At 65.8% G+C, this 16,034-nt stretch carries 14 protein-coding genes; 4 read left to right on the forward strand and 10 right to left on the reverse strand.

Annotated elements, in window-relative coordinates:
* Window positions 1-40: 40 nt before the first annotated feature.
* The 3 genes from ilvD to BLR94_RS21990 all read right to left on the reverse strand — a co-directional run bounded on the left by ilvD (window position 41) and on the right by BLR94_RS21990 (window position 4,023).
* Window positions 41-1,879 carry a dihydroxy-acid dehydratase gene (gene ilvD, locus BLR94_RS21980; RefSeq protein ID WP_084308045.1) on the reverse strand — a complete coding sequence of 613 codons (1,839 nt, stop codon included), beginning with the start codon at window positions 1,877-1,879 and terminating at the stop codon, window positions 41-43.
* Between the two features lie 242 nt (window positions 1,880-2,121).
* Window positions 2,122-3,318 (reverse strand): class I SAM-dependent rRNA methyltransferase, encoded by a 1,197-nt coding sequence (locus BLR94_RS21985; RefSeq protein WP_084308046.1) that lies wholly within the window; start codon window positions 3,316-3,318, stop codon window positions 2,122-2,124.
* A 165-nt stretch (window positions 3,319-3,483) separates the two neighbouring features.
* Window positions 3,484-4,023 carry a type 1 glutamine amidotransferase domain-containing protein gene (locus BLR94_RS21990; RefSeq protein ID WP_084308047.1) on the reverse strand — a complete coding sequence of 180 codons (540 nt, stop codon included), beginning with the start codon at window positions 4,021-4,023 and terminating at the stop codon, window positions 3,484-3,486.
* A 164-nt stretch (window positions 4,024-4,187) separates the two neighbouring features.
* On the opposite strand from BLR94_RS21990, the gene BLR94_RS21995 reads away from it, so the two are divergent.
* The 4 genes from BLR94_RS21995 to BLR94_RS22010 all read left to right on the forward strand — a co-directional run bounded on the left by BLR94_RS21995 (window position 4,188) and on the right by BLR94_RS22010 (window position 8,302).
* Window positions 4,188-5,054, forward strand: coding sequence for an HDOD domain-containing protein (locus BLR94_RS21995; protein ID WP_084308048.1), 867 nt, complete (start codon window positions 4,188-4,190; stop codon window positions 5,052-5,054).
* A 79-nt stretch (window positions 5,055-5,133) separates the two neighbouring features.
* Window positions 5,134-5,946, forward strand: coding sequence for a bifunctional DNA-formamidopyrimidine glycosylase/DNA-(apurinic or apyrimidinic site) lyase (gene mutM, locus BLR94_RS22000; RefSeq protein WP_084308049.1), 813 nt, complete (start codon window positions 5,134-5,136; stop codon window positions 5,944-5,946).
* Window positions 5,947-6,051: 105 nt separating this feature from the next.
* A complete protein-coding gene (locus tag BLR94_RS22005) occupies window positions 6,052-6,393 on the forward strand; it encodes a multidrug transporter (protein WP_084308050.1) in 342 nt (113 codons plus the stop codon).
* A gap of 94 nt (window positions 6,394-6,487) precedes the next feature.
* Entirely contained in the window at window positions 6,488-8,302 is a 1,815-nt protein-coding gene (locus BLR94_RS22010) for a Na/Pi cotransporter family protein (protein ID WP_084308051.1), read from the forward strand.
* A 20-nt stretch (window positions 8,303-8,322) separates the two neighbouring features.
* On the opposite strand, the gene BLR94_RS22015 is transcribed toward BLR94_RS22010, so the two are convergent.
* From BLR94_RS22015 to oxdA, 7 genes are all read right to left on the reverse strand, one after another.
* Complete coding sequence (locus BLR94_RS22015; protein ID WP_084308052.1) at window positions 8,323-9,612, reverse strand: methyl-accepting chemotaxis protein; 1,290 nt, start codon at window positions 9,610-9,612, stop codon at window positions 8,323-8,325.
* Between the two features lie 67 nt (window positions 9,613-9,679).
* Window positions 9,680-10,903 carry a GTP-binding protein gene (locus BLR94_RS22020; protein WP_084308053.1) on the reverse strand — a complete coding sequence of 408 codons (1,224 nt, stop codon included), beginning with the start codon at window positions 10,901-10,903 and terminating at the stop codon, window positions 9,680-9,682.
* Window positions 10,900-11,598 carry a nitrile hydratase subunit beta gene (gene nthB, locus BLR94_RS22025; RefSeq protein WP_084308054.1) on the reverse strand — a complete coding sequence of 233 codons (699 nt, stop codon included), beginning with the start codon at window positions 11,596-11,598 and terminating at the stop codon, window positions 10,900-10,902. Before nthB ends, BLR94_RS22020 begins: the two co-directional genes overlap by 4 nt.
* Window positions 11,599-11,640: 42 nt before the next feature.
* Window positions 11,641-12,240, reverse strand: coding sequence for a nitrile hydratase subunit alpha (nthA, locus tag BLR94_RS22030; RefSeq protein ID WP_084308055.1), 600 nt, complete (start codon window positions 12,238-12,240; stop codon window positions 11,641-11,643).
* A gap of 52 nt (window positions 12,241-12,292) precedes the next feature.
* Window positions 12,293-13,807 carry an amidase gene (locus tag BLR94_RS22035; RefSeq protein ID WP_084308056.1) on the reverse strand — a complete coding sequence of 505 codons (1,515 nt, stop codon included), beginning with the start codon at window positions 13,805-13,807 and terminating at the stop codon, window positions 12,293-12,295.
* 217 nt (window positions 13,808-14,024) lie between these two features.
* Window positions 14,025-14,891 carry a transporter gene (locus BLR94_RS22040; RefSeq protein WP_084308057.1) on the reverse strand — a complete coding sequence of 289 codons (867 nt, stop codon included), beginning with the start codon at window positions 14,889-14,891 and terminating at the stop codon, window positions 14,025-14,027.
* Between the two features lie 83 nt (window positions 14,892-14,974).
* Complete coding sequence (gene oxdA, locus BLR94_RS22045; RefSeq protein WP_084308058.1) at window positions 14,975-16,030, reverse strand: aliphatic aldoxime dehydratase; 1,056 nt, start codon at window positions 16,028-16,030, stop codon at window positions 14,975-14,977.
* Between the last annotated feature and the right edge of the window lie 4 nt (window positions 16,031-16,034).

Consider the following 16,034-nt stretch of genomic DNA (forward strand, 5'->3'; position numbering starts at 1 on the left):
CCCGGCACAGGGCCGGGTTTCCATGTAGTGCGCGGTGGGATCAGCCGTCCAGCAACGCCTTGTTGCGCACCGCTCCCTTGTCGGCGCTGGTGGCGAGCAGGGCGTAGGCCTTCAGTGCGGTAGTCACCTTGCGGGGACGCTGTTCGACCGGTTTCCAGCCTTTCTTGTCCTGCTCGTGGCGGCGGTGAGCGATTTCCTCGTCGCTGACCAGCAGGTTGATCGAGCGGTTGGGAATGTCGATCAGCACCTTGTCGCCATCGCGTACCAGGCCGATGGCGCCGCCGGCAGCCGCTTCCGGCGAGGCGTGGCCAATGGACAGGCCGGACGTGCCGCCGGAGAAGCGGCCATCGGTGAGCAGCGCACAGGCTTTGCCGAGGCCCTTGGATTTCAGGTAGGAGGTCGGGTAGAGCATTTCCTGCATGCCCGGGCCGCCTTTCGGACCCTCGTAGCGGATGATCACGATGTCACCGGCCTTCACTTCGTCGGCGAGGATGCCGCGCACGGCGCTGTCCTGGCTTTCGAAGATCTTCGCGTTGCCTTCGAAGACGTGGATCGACTCGTCCACACCGGCGGTTTTCACCACGCAGCCGTCCAGGGCGATGTTGCCATACAGCACGGCCAGGCCGCCTTCTTGCGAGTAGGCGTGTTCAACACTGCGGATGCAGCCGTTCTCGCGGTCGTCATCCAGGGTTTCCCAGCGGGTCGACTGGCTGAATGCAGTCTGGGTCGGAATACCGGCCGGGCCGGCCTTGAAGAAGTGGTGCACCGCTTCGTCGTCGGTCTGGGTGATATCCCACTTGGCGATGGCTTCTTCCATGCTGCGGCTGTGCACGGTCGGCAGGTCGGTGTGCAGCAGGCCGCCACGGGCCAGCGAACCGAGGATCGAGAAGATCCCGCCAGCGCGGTGCACGTCTTCCATGTGGTACTTCTGGATGTTCGGCGCCACCTTGCACAGCTGCGGCACGCTGCGCGACAGGCGATCGATATCGCGCAGGTCGAAGTCGATCTCGGCTTCCTGGGCGGCGGCCAGCAGGTGCAGGATGGTGTTGGTCGAGCCGCCCATGGCGATGTCCAGCATCATGGCGTTCTCGAAGGCCTTGAAGTTGGCGATATTGCGCGGCAGCACCGAGTCGTCGTTCTCGCCGTAGTAGCGCTTGCACAGCTCGACGATGGTGCGCCCGGCCTGCAGGAACAGCTGTTCGCGGTCGCTGTGGGTGGCCAGGGTCGAACCGTTGCCCGGCAGGGCCAGGCCCAGGGCTTCGGTCAGGCAGTTCATCGAGTTGGCGGTGAACATGCCGGAGCACGAACCGCAAGTCGGGCAGGCGCTGCGCTCGTATTCGGCGACCTTCTCGTCGCTGGCCGAACTGTCGGCGGCGATGACCATGGCGTCGACCAGGTCCAGGCCGTGGCTGGCCAGCTTAGTCTTGCCGGCTTCCATTGGCCCGCCGGAAACGAAGATCACCGGGACGTTGAGGCGCAGGGAAGCCATCAGCATGCCGGGGGTGATCTTGTCGCAGTTGGAGATGCAGACGATGGCATCGGCGCAGTGGGCGTTGACCATGTACTCCACGGAGTCGGCGATGATCTCGCGGCTCGGCAGCGAATAGAGCATGCCGTCGTGGCCCATGGCGATGCCATCGTCGACGGCGATGGTGTTGAATTCCTTGGCCACACCGCCGACCCGTTCGATCTCGCGGGCGACCAGTTGGCCGAGGTCCTTCAGGTGCACGTGGCCGGGCACGAACTGGGTGAAGGAGTTGGCGATGGCGATGATCGGTTTCTTGAAGTCTTCGTCCTTCATCCCGGTGGCGCGCCACAGGGCTCGGGCGCCGGCCATGTTGCGGCCGTGGGTGGAGGTCTTCGAGCGGTAATCGGGCATGACGGTTTCCTGCGGCTAATCAGGTGTCTGGTTATGTGCGTTGCGTGAGCGTGTGGGACCGCAAGCGAACGGCAGATGGCCGTGTTTGCGGAGAGCCGCGGTGCGCAACGGGTTTGCCGTTCACGCGGCCATCTCACTGGCCCGCCGAAGGATGGTTGGCGAGGAATGCAACGATTCTACGCCGCTCGAGGCGCCAGGGGAAAGGGCGCCCGCCGATTGGTGGCAGGCGCGGGCCGTATCGCTCAGCCGTTGGGCAGCAGGCGCACGGTCAGGCTCTTGATATAGCGGGTTTCGCCGATGGCCGGGTGCACCGGGTGATCCGGGCCCTGGCCGCCGCGCTCGAGCAACTGAATGTTGCGGTCCAGGTGGCGGGCGCTGGTCAGCAGGATGTTCTGCAGGTTGTCCTCTTCCAGGTGCATGGAGCAACTGGCGCTGACCAGAATGCCGTCCTTGCCCAGCAGGCGCATGGCGGTTTCGTTGAGGCGGCGATAGGCGGCCTCGCCGTTCTTGATGTCCTTCTTGCGCTTGATGAAGGCGGGTGGGTCGGCGATCACCACGTCGAAGCGCTCCTCGGCCGATTTCAGTTCTCGCAGGGCGGCGAACACGTCACCTTCCACGCAGGTCATCTTCTCGGCGAAGCCGTTGAGCGTGGCGTTGCGCTCGACACCGTCGAGGGCGAAGGCCGAGGCGTCTACGCAGAACACTTCGCTGGCGCCGAACGCGGCGGCCTGCACGCCCCAGCCACCGATATAGCTGAACAGGTCGAGCACACGCTTGCCTTGCACGTAGGGCGCCAGGCGGGCGCGATTCATGCGGTGATCAAAGAACCAGCCGGTCTTCTGACCCGCGATCACCGGGGCCTCGAATTTCACGCCGTTCTCTTCCAGGGCGACCCATTCCGGCACCACGCCGAAGGCGGTGTCCACGTAACGCTCCAGGCCTTCGGCATCACGCGCGGCGGAGTCGTTCTTGAGCAGGATGCCGCTGGGCTTGATCACCTGGATCAACGCCGCGAGCACGTCGTCCTTGTGACGCTCCATGGTCGCGGAGGCCAGTTGCACCACCAGGATGTCGAAGAAGCGGTCGACCACCAGGCCCGGCAGCAGGTCGGAGTCGCCGTACACCAGGCGATAGCAGGGTTTGTCGAACAGCCGCTCGCGCAGGCTCAGGGCCACGTTGATGCGGTGCACCAGCAGGGATTTGTCCAGCACGTGCCTGACGTCGCGGGACAGCAGGCGGGCGCAGATCAGGTTGTTCGGGCTGAGGGCGACGATGCCCAGTGGCTTGCCGCCGGCGGCTTCGAGAATCGCCTGCTCGCCAGGCTGGAAGGCGTTGAGGGGGGTAGCGGCGACATCGATCTCGTTGCTGTAGACCCACAGGTGGCCGGCGCGCAGGCGTCGATCGGCGTTGGCTTTCAGGCGCAGGCTGGGCAGGGACATGGGGGGCTCCGTCGAGAAAAACGCGCATTCTAAACGAGCCGCCCGCCGGGCGCTTGGTGGCGGTCGAAAAAGCAACCGCCGTCTCTGCGCCGACAGCGGTCGCCAGCTGGCTGGCAGGTGGGCAGGCTGCATGCCCTGGTCCAGCCAGGGCCAGCTTTCAAAGGGCTAGGCGGTGAGCGCTTCGATCAGCTTCTTGTTGAAGGCCGGAATGTCATCCGGGTTGCGGCTGCTGATCAGCGAACCGTCGACCACCACCTCCTTGTCCACCCAGGTGGCGCCGGCATTTTTCAGGTCGTCGGTCAGTGACGGCCAACTGGTGAGGGTCTTGCCCTTGACCAGGTCGGCGCTGGCCAGAATCCAGGCGCCGTGGCAGATCACCGCGATGGGCTTGTTGGCGCGTGCCGCATCCTTGACCAGTTGCACGGCGCTTTCGTCGAGACGGATGGTGTCCGAGTTGACCACTCCGCCGGGTAGCACGATGGCGTCGTAGTCCTCGATCCTCGCCGTGTCGAAGGTCTTGTCGACGGTGAAGGCGTCAGCTGGCGTGGTATGGTTCCAGCCGATGACCTCGCCGCGCTTGCTGGAGAGGATCTCGGCGCTGGCGCCAACTGCCTCCAGCGCCTGCTTGGGGCCGGTCAACTCGACCTGTTCGAAGCCGTCGGTAACCAGCAGGGCGACACGTTTGCCTGTCAGGGACTTGCTCATGGAACGTTCTCCGAGTGGGGTGACTGTGCAGGTTTCGGGTCGCCATGGCAGCGTAAGTTCAGGTAAATCGATGGCCAGCACATTTACTCGGTAACCAGTGGGCAAAAGTCATCGGCTGCAGGGTAGACTGTGCGCACCCCCACCTTTCATGTCCCGCCGCCCCCATGGAAAAAGAACTCTCCGCCGAGCAGATCCAGACGTTTCTGCAGGGCATCAGCGTGCCGCCCCAGCCACAGATCATGGTCGACCTGCAGTTCGAGCAGGTCATGCCCAACCCGGATCTCAAGGCCATCGCGCGCTTGATCAGTCAGGATCCGGGGCTCTCCGGGGCCTTGCTGAAGATCGTCAATTCGCCGTACTTCGGCCTGGCAAACCGCATCGGCTCGATCCAGCGTGCGGTCAATCTGCTGGGCAGCCGCTCGGTGATCAACATGGTCAACGCGCTGTCGATCCGTGGCGAGATGACCGACGACACCATCGTCACCCTCAACCGCTTCTGGGACACCGCCCAGGACGTGGCCATGACCTGCCTGACCCTGGCCAAGCGCATCGGTTACGAAGCCGTGGACGAGGCCTACACCCTCGGCCTGTTCCACAACTGCGGCATTCCGTTGATGCTCAAGCGGTTTCCCGATTACATGAGGGTGCTCGAAGAGTCCTACGCCAGCGCCAGTGCCGAGAAGCGCGTGGTCGATACCGAGAACCGTCTGCTCAACACCAACCACGCGGTGGTGGGCTACTACATGGCCAAATCGTGGAACCTGCCGCTGCACCTGTGCGAGGCCATTGCCAATCACCACAACGCCTTGGTCATCTTCGCCGATGAGAACGGTCGTGATGCGCAGCTCAAGAACCTGCTGGCCATCCTCAAGATGGCCGAGCATATCTGCCGCAGTTATCAGGTGCTGGGCAACCAGAGCGAAGATCACGAATGGCAGAGCATCGAGCCACTGATCCTCGATTACGTGGGGCTTTCGGGGTACGACTTCGAGAACCTGCGCGAGAGTATTCGCGACCTCGGCGCCGCTTGAGCCGGTCCGCCGCCGACGGTTGACGTCATGACCTGGCAGCGCCTAGGGTGCTGCCTGCCACTTTGTCGAAGTACTCCCCATGCCTGAATTGCCCGAAGTCGAAACCACCCGGCGTGGTATTGCGCCGCACCTCATTGGTCAGCGCGTCAGCCAGGTGATCGTCCGTGAGCGGCGCCTGCGCTGGCCGATTCCCGAGGACCTCGACGTGCGCCTGTCCGGCCAGCGCATCGAGGCCGTGGAACGGCGTGCCAAGTACCTGCTGATCAAGGCCGAGGCGGGCAGCCTGATCAGCCACCTGGGAATGTCCGGCAGCCTGCGCCTGGTCGAGGCCGGGCTTGCCGTCGCCAAGCACGATCACGTGGACATCGAGCTGGAGTCGGGGCTGGCGCTGCGCTACACCGACCCGCGGCGCTTCGGTGCCCTGCTGTGGAGCCAGGCGCCGCTGGAGCACGAGCTGCTGGTACGCCTGGGACCGGAGCCGCTGACCGACCTGTTCGATGGCGAGCGGTTGTACCAGTTGTCCCGCGGCAAGGCGGTGGCGGTCAAGCCGTTCATCATGGACAATGCCGTGGTGGTCGGCGTGGGCAACATTTACGCGACCGAGGCGCTGTTCGCCGCCGGTATCGATCCGCGCCGCGCCGCCGGTACGCTGTCGCGGGCGCGTTACGTGCGTCTTGCCGACGAGATCAAACGTGTACTGGCCCATGCCATCGAACGCGGCGGCACCACCCTGCGGGATTTCGTCGGCGGGGACGGCCAGCCCGGCTACTTCCAGCAGGAGTTGTTCGCCTATGGCCGCGGCGGCCAGTTCTGCAAGGTCTGCGGCAGCACCCTGCGCGAGGTCAAGCTGGGGCAACGGGCCAGCGTCTATTGCCCGAAATGCCAGCGTTAAGCGCTCGCGCCCGGTTGCCAGGCGATTGACGGCCATCACGCTGACAATCGCCAGCTCGCTGTTATAGTTATCCGCATCGTCCGCCTACCTCTGAAGGATCGCCCCATGAAACTGTTTCGCTCTTGCGCTGCTGTTCTGGCGCTGACTGCTGCCTCGCTGGCACTCGCTGCCAACGCGCAAGAGGTGCCGCAGAATGTCAGCGGAGACCCGCTCTATACCGTTCAGGCCCCGGATGGTTTCGCCATGATCGGTGACCTGCTGATCGCCCGTCCGCTGTTGATCGGTGCCACGGTCATCGGTGCAGCGGCCTTCGTGGTGGCGCTGCCGTTCTCGGCGATGGGCGGCGGCATCGGTGCCACCGGCCGAGCGCTGGTGGTCGAGCCAGGCAAGGCGGCTTTCGTCCGCTGCCTGGGCTGCACCGGGGATGGTTACAACCAGCGGCAATGATCGCCGGGTTGCCAGACGGCCCCTGACGCTCGCAGAGTCGGGGGCCGTTTTCGTTTGGATACAGGCAAAGGAGGTGCCGGTGGGCAATAGATCGATGCTGTTCATCCTGCCATTGGTGGTGCTCGGGCTGGGGCTGTCCTTCTGGTTCAGTGCGCCCTGGACGCAGCTCTGTGCCGGCCTGGCGCTATTCCTGTTCGGCATGCAATGCCTGGAAGAGGGCTTGCGGCAGTTGGCGGGCAGCAAGCTGGAGCAGTTGCTCGGGCGCAGCACGTCAACGCCATTCAGGAGCCTGCTGTTCGGTGTCGGCGGTACCTTCCTGCTGCAGTCCAGTACCCTGGTTTCGCTGCTGACCATCGCCTTCATCAGCACCGGGCTGATTCAACTGGCCGGCGGCATCGCCATCCTGTTCGGCGCCAACCTGGGCGCCACCAGCGGTATCTGGTTGCTGGCCATGGCCGGGCAGAACCTCAGCCTTTCGCCGTTGGCGCTGCCCTTGCTGGTATTCGGCGTGCTGGCGAGTTTCCTGGGGCCGCGCAGCAAGGCGGCCGGGCGCATCGTGCTGGGCATCGCTTTCATCTTTCTCGGCATCGACCAGATCAAGGAGGGTTTCGCGAGTTTCGGCGATGGCCTGGACATGACGGCCTATCAGGTACAGGGGATTCTCGGCAGCCTGCTGTTCGCCGCTATCGGCCTGCTGGTGACGGTGGTGCTGCAGTCCAGCCATGCCACCCTGATGCTGACCCTGGCGGCGCTCGCCAGTGGTCAACTGGAGCTGGGCCAGAGCCTGGCCATCGCCATCGGCTCGAATATCGGCAGCAGCGTGACCACCGCGTTCGTCGGTTCGCTCGGCGGCAACCGCAGCGGCCAGCGCCTGGCACTGGCCCATGTGCTGTTCAACGTACTGACCGGCGTACTGGCGTTCATGCTGCTCGACCCGCTGGCGTGGCTGGTGCAGGCCGGCGCCGCGCTGGTCGGTCTGGGCGACAACCCGATGATCCAGCTGGCCATGTTCCATACCCTGTTCAATGCCATGGGGGTGGCCCTGTTCTGGCCCTGGCAGCGCCAGTTGGCGCAGCGCCTGACCCATTGGCTGCCGGATCGCCAGGAGCCCCGGGTACTGATCACCGAGCTGGATCCGGCCCAGCCGGAGCGCACAACGGCGCGTTACCTGAACGAGCGAGCCCTGGACTCAGCCGACGCGGCGGCCGGCGCCGTGGTTCAGGAACTCGGCCACCTCGGGCGCCTGAGCCTGGAGGTGATCTGCCATGCCCTGTATCTGCCGGTGGACCAGTTGACCAGAGCGCGCATCGAGCCGGCCGTGTTGCAGGCGCCGCCAGAGCGTTTCCACTTGGATGCCGAGACGCTGTACCAGCAGCATATCAAGGGGGTCTATGGGGACCTGCTAAGTTTCATGGGTCGTCTGGAGCAACCGCTGGACGAGCAGCACCAGCAGTTCTGGGTCGCCTGCCAGGTGGCGGCGTTGCAGCTGGTGGACGCGGTCAAGGACGCCAAGCACCTGCAAAAGAATCTCGGCCACTACCTCGGCGCTGATCCGTCGGCGGCCCGCGATGCTTATGTGGAGCTGCGTGGCCATCTGCTGGCGGTATTGCACGAAGTCCATGACCTGGCGCGCTCTACCCTGGATGAAACGCCCTGGCGCGCGAATTTGCAGGCACTGGACAGAAAGGCGGCACGCTTCGACGGTGATTTTCGGCAGCGCCTGTTCGCCCAGGTGCGCAGCGGAAGACTGGATGGCCTGCAGACCAGCTCGCTGATGAACGACCTGGGCTACGCCAGCCGCATCATCCAGAGCCTGCGCAACGTCCTGCTGATCGGCGAGGAACAGCCGCTGTTCCATGAACTGCGACGGCTGGGGGGCAGCGACGAGCGGCTGATCGTCCTCGACTGAGCGCAGGGCTGCCGGCGGACTCAGCGGCCTTCGATCATGCCGGTGGCCTGCTGGGTCGCCTCGCTGGTGCGGGTGGCCAGCTTGCGCACCTCGTCGGCGACCACGGCAAAGCCACGGCCCGCCTCGCCCGCCCGTGCCGCCTCGATGGCCGCATTGAGGGCCAGCAGGTTGGTCTGGTTGGCGATGCCCTGAATGGCGCCGACGATCTGCGTCAGCTTGACGAGGTTTTCCTGTATTGCCTGGTGCTGCCGTTCCTGGGCCTGGCGCAGCTGGCTCTCTTCGTGACTGGCATGCACGTCGCTGATCGCGCCCACGGTGCGCAGCGGCGTGCCGTCGGCGCTGCGCCGGGTCTGCCCGCGGCCGCGAAACCAGCGGTACTCGCCATTACTGTGCCTGAGCCGGTAGACGACATCGAAGGGGGTTCGCCCGGAGCGGTCGCCGACATGGTCGACGAAAGCCTGTACGGCGCGCTGGCTGTCTTCGGGATGCAGGCGGGACAACCAGCTGTCGAACACGTCGGGAAATTCCTCGAGGGTCTGGTGGCCGAGCAGGCGGCGCATCTGCGACGAGAACCAGATGACGTTGTCCGGATTGGCCGGGTCGCCGGCAAGGATGTCGATATCCCAGAGCGCATCCTGGATGCACTCGCGGGAAATCTCGAAGCGGGTCGATAGCAGGGCGAACTGCTGGTCACGCAGGCGCTGCTCGTGGATATCGTGCAGGCTGCCGACGCAGCGCCGTGGCAGTCCGCGTTCGTCACGCTGGGTCTCGCCACGCACATGCACCCAGCGGTAATCGCCGGTATCGGTGGCCAGGCGTACTTCGATCCGATAGCGGGTCTGGCCACCACGATCGGCCAGATGTCGTGCCAGCGCGTCCCGGCTGTCCTGACGGTCGTCCGGGTGCAGACGCTCGTGCAACAGGCTCAGGCGTGTGGGCGGTTGCGCCATTGCCGCCAGGCTACCGCTCCACTGCAGCGCTGCATCACCGGCTGGCAGCAGGTCGCCGTCGAGCTGCAGTTCCCAGAACAGCCCGTTGGCCGTGTGCGCCGCCAGTTGCCAGTGCGCCTGCCGATCTCGCAGGCAGGCCTCGCATTCGCCGAGCCGGTTCGCCAGTTGCTGCCGCTCTGCTTCCAGCGCGGCCACCTGTGCCCGCAGCGCCGTGTGGTCGGCGAGCAGGCGTTCGCCACTGGCGACGATGCGTTGCAGAATGGGATCGCGGCTGCCGAGCTGCAGGTTGGCGTGCGGCCTCTCCAGCCAGTCGGCCAGCCGAGCCAGTGCCTTGTGGGTGCCGCTGGCGAAAAACGCCATCAAAGACCTCCCGTTCTTGCGTCCTGCAGTGATTGTTGCTGCCCGCCAGTGGTCCGAAACGACCCGCTCATGCCGGCAAGGCCAGGTGGTCGAAAGCGGCTGCGCCGGGCAGCATGGGCCAGCTCGCCGGACCGCCGAGGATCTCCTCGGGGGTCAGCAGGCAGGCGTCCAGCGCTGCTTTCAGCGCCTGCAGGTCGATACCCTGGCCGATGAACACGATTTCCTGCCGGCAATCGCCGACGATCTCGTCCCATTTGCCCAGGATCGCCTGGCAGCGATAGCTATCGCGAGGCCATTCGCTGCGCTCGATGAAACGCCACCAGCGCCCGACGTATTGCCAGCCGAAGCGTCCGGCGGTCTGGGCCAGCAGGCCGGTGTCCAGGTGTCGGCTGGCGACCCAGAGGTAGCCCTTGCTACGCAGCAGCCTGCCGTTGTTCCAGGGGCGCTGGAGCAGATCCAGCAAGCGCTGTGGGTGGAAGGGCGTGCGCTCTCGGTAGACCCAGGAGGCGATGCCGTAGGTGTCCGCTTCCGTAGCAGGCTGGTCGCTGTCTTCCAGGCGTTGCATCCAGCCGGGCGACTGCATCAGGCTCGGCAGGTCGAAGCGGCCGGTGTCGAGGATCGTCGACAGGTCGATGGCGCCGTGGGCCATGGGCAGGATGTGCGCATCCGGGTTGAGCCCGCTGAGCACAGCGCGCAAGGCCTGGAAACCGGGTTCGCCGATCAGGTCCAGGCGGCTGACGAGGATCACGTTGGCGTACTCCACCTGCTCGACCAGCAGGTCGGACAGCGCGCGCAGCGGCGTGCCCGCCTGCGTCTCGCCTACCACCGTCTCCCGCGAGTCGAGCAGTTCCAGGAAGTGGCTGCCGTCGACCACGGTGACCAGGGTGTCCAGGCGCGCCAGTTCGCTGAGGCTGAAACCGGCCTGGTCGAGGAAGGCGAAGGTCTCGGCCACGGGCATGGGCTCGGCGATCCCGGTGGACTCGACGAGCAGGTAGTCGAAGCGGTTCTGGCGCGCCAACGCGCTGACCTGCTCCAGCAGGTCGGCGCGCAGCGTGCAGCAGATGCAGCCGTTGCTCATCTCCACCAGTTCGTCGCGGCCGTGGTGCAGCTCGACGCTGCGTTGCACGTCCTCGGCGTCGATATTGACCTCGCTCATGTCGTTTACGATCACCGCCACCCGCCTGCCTGCGCGGTTGCGCAGGATGTGGTTGAGCAGCGTCGTCTTGCCGGAACCGAGAAAGCCCGAAAGGACGGTCACCGGCAGCCGCTGCGACACGGCGCCGTCCCTCATGCCGGCACCGCTTGGGCCACGGGTGTCTTGGCGGTGGAGGCCCTGTCCGGCGTGACGGTGACCTTATCCAGGTAGCTCTCGAACAGGTCGACCACCACCAGGCCGTCGTCGCAGGCGTCGCCCCAGAGATCCTTCGCCTTGAACTCCACGTGATAGCTCGGCTGGTGCGCCGCGCGGGTGTCGCCATGGCCGATGGCATCGGGGAAGGGCCAGGTTTCCGTGGTGCGGTGCAGCACCACGCCCTGCTTGCCGCGTACGTAGCCGGGCACGCGGATGTGCCCGGTGACGTGCTCGTCGCGCACCAGCACCCGGTCGCCCACCTCGAAGGGCTGGCGGCCGGTGATCGCCGGACGGCCAGTGGACTGCGGCGCATTGGCCAGCTTGAAGTGCGAACCCAGCGCGCGGTCGAGCTCTTCCTGGGTCAGCACCCCGGTCTCGACCAGCAGCGAGGCCGTGGCGATGACGTAGCGTTCGTAGTAACGGGTGCCGGCATGCTGGCGCACATCGATGCGCTCGACGGCATGGCGCACCTCGTCGACGCTGAATTTCTGCAGATGACCCACACCGACGAACATCAGGCCGTAGGCCAGGTGTTCCCAGTCTTCCTTGAATACCGGTTTGTAGCTCAGGCTGTTGATCGTGTGGGGGATGCGGCCGAAGCCCTGGAAACCGCCGAGATCGTGAAAGCCATTCATGCTGATTACCTCCGAAAGCTGGAAAATGATGAGCGGTTTGTCTCAGGGCTTGCCGGGCAGCGCGACGCCGATCAGCACATCCTTGGTGACCAGTGCCTGCAGGTCTTGCTCACTCAGGTGCTCGGTGCCTTCAGGGCGCATGGGCAGGACCAGGTAGCGGCTTTCCGCGCTGGTGTCCCAGACCTTGATGGTCATGCCTTCGGGTAGCTCCGTACCCAGCTCGCGCAGCACGGTGCGTCCTTCGCGCACCAGCCGGGCGCGGAATTCGAAGCTCTTGTACCACTCCGGCGGCAGCCCGAGCACCGGCCAGTTGGTGCAGGAGCACAGGCTGCAGACGATGACGTTCTTGAGGGTGGGCGTGTCCTCCAGGGCCACGATGTATTCGCCCTGCGGGCCGGTGTAGCCGAACTCGGCGCAGGCGGCGGTACCGTCGCGCAGCAGCAGCGCGCGGTACGCCGGGTCGACCCAGGCCTTGGCTACCACGCGGGCGCCGTTGGCCGGGTCGAACTGGTTGGCCATCAGGTCGGTCAGGCTTTCGAGGTAGCCCTCGGGGATCAGGTTCTTGTCCTGCATGACCTGGAACAGGGCCCAGGCCCGTTCGCCGGGCGTGGAGGTGGATGCCTGGGATACGGCTTTGCTCATCGCGTCGATCCTCATCGGTTTGTCTGCACGGGTTAGAAGCATTTGTCGGGGTTTACAGCGTCTGCCAGTCGGCGCTGGCTTCGAAGGCGGCAGCCGCCTGGTAGATGGTGCTTTCGGCGTAGTGGCGAGCGACCAGCATCAGGCCCACCGGCAGGCCATCGACCTGCCCGCAGGGGATGGACATGGCCGGGTGCCCGGTGATGTCCAGCGGCGCGGTGTTGCCGATCATCTCGAATGCGCGGGTGACATACTCGGCCAGCGATGCGCCCGACTGCGGCAGGGGCTGGGCGATGATCGGCACGGTGGGCATCAGCAGCAGGTCGTAGCGCTCCAGCGCCTGGTCGTAGCCGGCCCGGGCACGCCGCGCGATGTTCTGCGCCTTGGCGTAGTAGCGGCCGTTGTAGCGCTCCAGGCCGTACTGGCCGACGAACATGCACAGCTTGAGGGTGGCCGACAGCGTGTCGGCGCTGTCGCGCCAGGCGGCATGCCGGTCCAGCAGCGCTACGTCATAGAGGCCCTTCCAACTGAAGCCCATGCCGTTGCCGTGCATCATCTGCGCGGTCAGCCCTTCGCAGCCGATCGGCTGCCAGAGCGCGGCGGCCAAGGTGTGCGCCGGTACCGATACGTCGCTGACCTCGGCGCCCAGGCTTTCCAGGCGGGCGATGGCCTCGCGCACCTTGTCGGCCACCCGCGGATCCAGGTTGGCCAGTTGGAAGCCTTCGCCGAGGATGCCGATCTTCAACCCCTGCACGCCACGTCCCAGTGCCTGGCTGTAGGCGTCGACCGGCGGTGCGTACTGGCGGGGGTCGAGGCCGTCGGCGCCGGCGATGACTTCCAGCATCAGCGCGTTGTCACGCACGTTGGCGGTGATCGGCCCGGCGTGGTCCACCGTGGCCTCGATCGGCATGATGCCGGTGTAGGGCACCAGCCCATGGGTCGGCTTCATCCCGTAGGTGCCGCAGAAGGCCGAGGGAATGCGGATCGATCCCCCCTGGTCGCCGCCGATGGCCATGTCCACGTCGCCGGCGGCCACCAGGGCAGCGCTGCCGGACGATGAGCCGCCGGAGATGTAGCCGCGCCGGCGCGGGTTGTGCACCGGCGCGGGGTCGGAGGTATGGCTGCCGCCGGACAGGCAGAAGTGTTCGCAGGTGGCCTTGCCGAGGATCGTCGCGCCGGCATCCAGCAGGCGGGTGACCACGGTGGCGTCGTAGGACGGCACGAAGCCTTCCAGGGTCGAACTGCCGTTCATCATCGGCACGCCGGCCAGGGCGACGTTGTCCTTGAGCGCCACGCTGCGGCCGGCCAGCTTGCCTTCACCCGCGCCCTGGATCTCGGTGCGGTAGTACCAGGCGTTATGCGGGTTCTCGCTTGCGGCGGGACGGTGGCCGCCGGCGCGTGGATAACGCACCGGCGGCACTTCGTCGGACAACTCGTCGATCAGGTCGTAGGCGTCGAAGCTGCCTTGCATGAGTGCCAGGTATTCGTTGGCCTGCTCGGGCGTCAGGCGCATGTGCAGGCGGCTGGCGAGGTCTTGCAGTTGTTCGGCGGTGGGGCGGACGATGGCCATGTGGGTTCCTGTGTACCGTGCCGGCTCGTCGCAGCCGGCAGCTGTCTGGATAGTCGAGAGTCCGTCCAAGGGGACGCCTCTGTGGCTCTTGCTTGCGGCGATCCCGCTTGGGCGCCTGGTTCCACGCTATGCCTGGCGACTCGTCGGTGCTTGGTTGAAACGGACAGTCGCTTGGTCGAGAAGGACAGCCCTGCCAGCACCCGGACGCGAGCCGGCGTCAGAAGATGTGCAGGTAGCGAAGGTTCACGCGGAAATCCTCGCGAGACCCGTTTTCCACGGCGAGATCCCTGCCCAGTTGCACCTGCAGCTGATCCTTGGGGGTGACGAAGGTAGCGGCGGTAACGCGAAAATTGGTGGTCTGCATGGCGTCGTCCTGCCTGATACCGGCGACCTCGTTCTCACCCCCCCAACTGTGGCCGAAGCCGATGGCGAACGAGGTGCCGGCAGTGGGCATGTAGCGGCCCATCACCTGGGCGGCGTAGGAGACGTCCTGCTCGCGGCGTACGGAGGCGGCGCCGACGTCGTCGTTGTCGCCGTACCAGATGGCATCCCCGACCAGGTCGAGGGCCCATTTCTCCGAGAAATGCTTCACGTAGGCGGCCTGCAGATCCAGTTTCCAGCGGTTCTCGCCGAGGTTGAGCGTATTCTCGTTGTCGTAGCGGCCGGTCGGTACGTAGAGGTAGGGCGTCAGGGCGATGACGTCACGGGCCTGGTTGAGCCGCAGCCTGATCGGTGCCGCCAGGATAAGATCGGCCGTGCCACTGGCATCGCCCAGTGCCGAGGCGTCGCCGCTGCCGTCGACCTGGCCGAAGGGCAGCAGCACCTGGGGATCGACGGTGACGCTGTCGCTCAGGCCGATGACATGGATCAGGCGCAGGATGCCGACGTCGGAGGTCAGCCTGAAGTCCGAGCTGGACTTGTCCCCGCCGGCATACAGGGCATCGGTGGTCGAGTGCTGGTAGTAGACCAGACCTAGGGTGGTACCGGCCGGAAGCTGTTCGTAATCGCCGGGGGTCACTTCGATGGCCTGGGCGCAGACGGCTGGCAACAGGGCGGCGAGCGACAGGTAGTGGTTCTTTTGCATGATCGAAATCCTTTCTGCGGGAAATGGTCACCCACACCCCTGCGCGGTGGGCGCGCCGGGGTGGGGAGTGCGGGGCTTCTCGGTCAGCTCGGCAGGGGCTGTGCGTCGCGCATCATTCCTGTCTGCGGGTGGCAATTGATGTACTCGAACAACTGCTGGGTGGCGTCCGATACCGACACCTCGTGGTACAGCCGCAGCTTCTGCAGGCCGGCGGCCACGCGGAAGAAGGTGGTGAAGATGCGCAGGTGGGTGGGATGGGACTCGGCCCAGCGCTCCAGCCGGTCGAGCGAGCGCCAGTGGCCTATGTCGTAGGCGATGTCGAGCAGGTTGCCGTCCAGGTCGATATTGCGCACGAAGCGGTTGCTGTAACAGCCCAGTGGCTGGCCCTGGTCGCGCAGGAAGTCCATGCCGTCCTGCAACGGCGGCAACAGGTCATTGAAGTACAGTTCGCGCTCTTCCTGACCGGCCTCGGCCCAGTCCTGCCCGGAGCGGATCAACGTCAGGTTGTCGTGGCCGCGCACCGTCACCCGGCCACCCTTGGCCGGGTCGCCGAGGACCACCTGAAGCGCATCACCCGCCTGCAGCCAGTCGGTCTGCGAGACGGGCAAACGGTCGCGCGCCGAGCCCCAGTAGCCATGTTCCTGAATCTCGTCGCTGATGCCGTCCAGGATGGCGCCGACGCCGGGCAGGTCGTCCTTGAAGGCGTACAGGGTCTCGAACTGGCTGGCGCGCGGGGCGAACACTTCGCGGAAGTAGCCCAGTCCCTCGTGCAGGCGCTGGTCGGCGCTCCACCAGCCCTCCACGCCCGGCGAACGCAGCCAGCGGCAGTAGGCGGCCGGGTCGCGCCAGTAGCCGACCACGATGAAGTTGCCATGGCCCTGGTTGTCGAGGTGGTAGCTGAGGTCATGATGGCCCGGGCCATCGGCTGCATCGAGGCTGGCGACGATTTCGCGCATCGCCTGCAGGGCATCGGCGCGGCGCTCCTCGCGGAACTGCACGCCCAGGTAGGCCATCACCACCTGCTCCAGGTTCCGCTGCGCGCGACCGACGAACATCGGAAAGGGTGGCTGGTAGTCGTCGTGTACGCGGCGCGATAGCGTACGGGGACATTTCAGGTGCTTGTCGATAGCGGATTCCATGGTT

Source organism: Phytopseudomonas flavescens (assembly GCF_900100535.1).
GTDB lineage: Bacteria > Pseudomonadota > Gammaproteobacteria > Pseudomonadales > Pseudomonadaceae > Aquipseudomonas > Aquipseudomonas flavescens.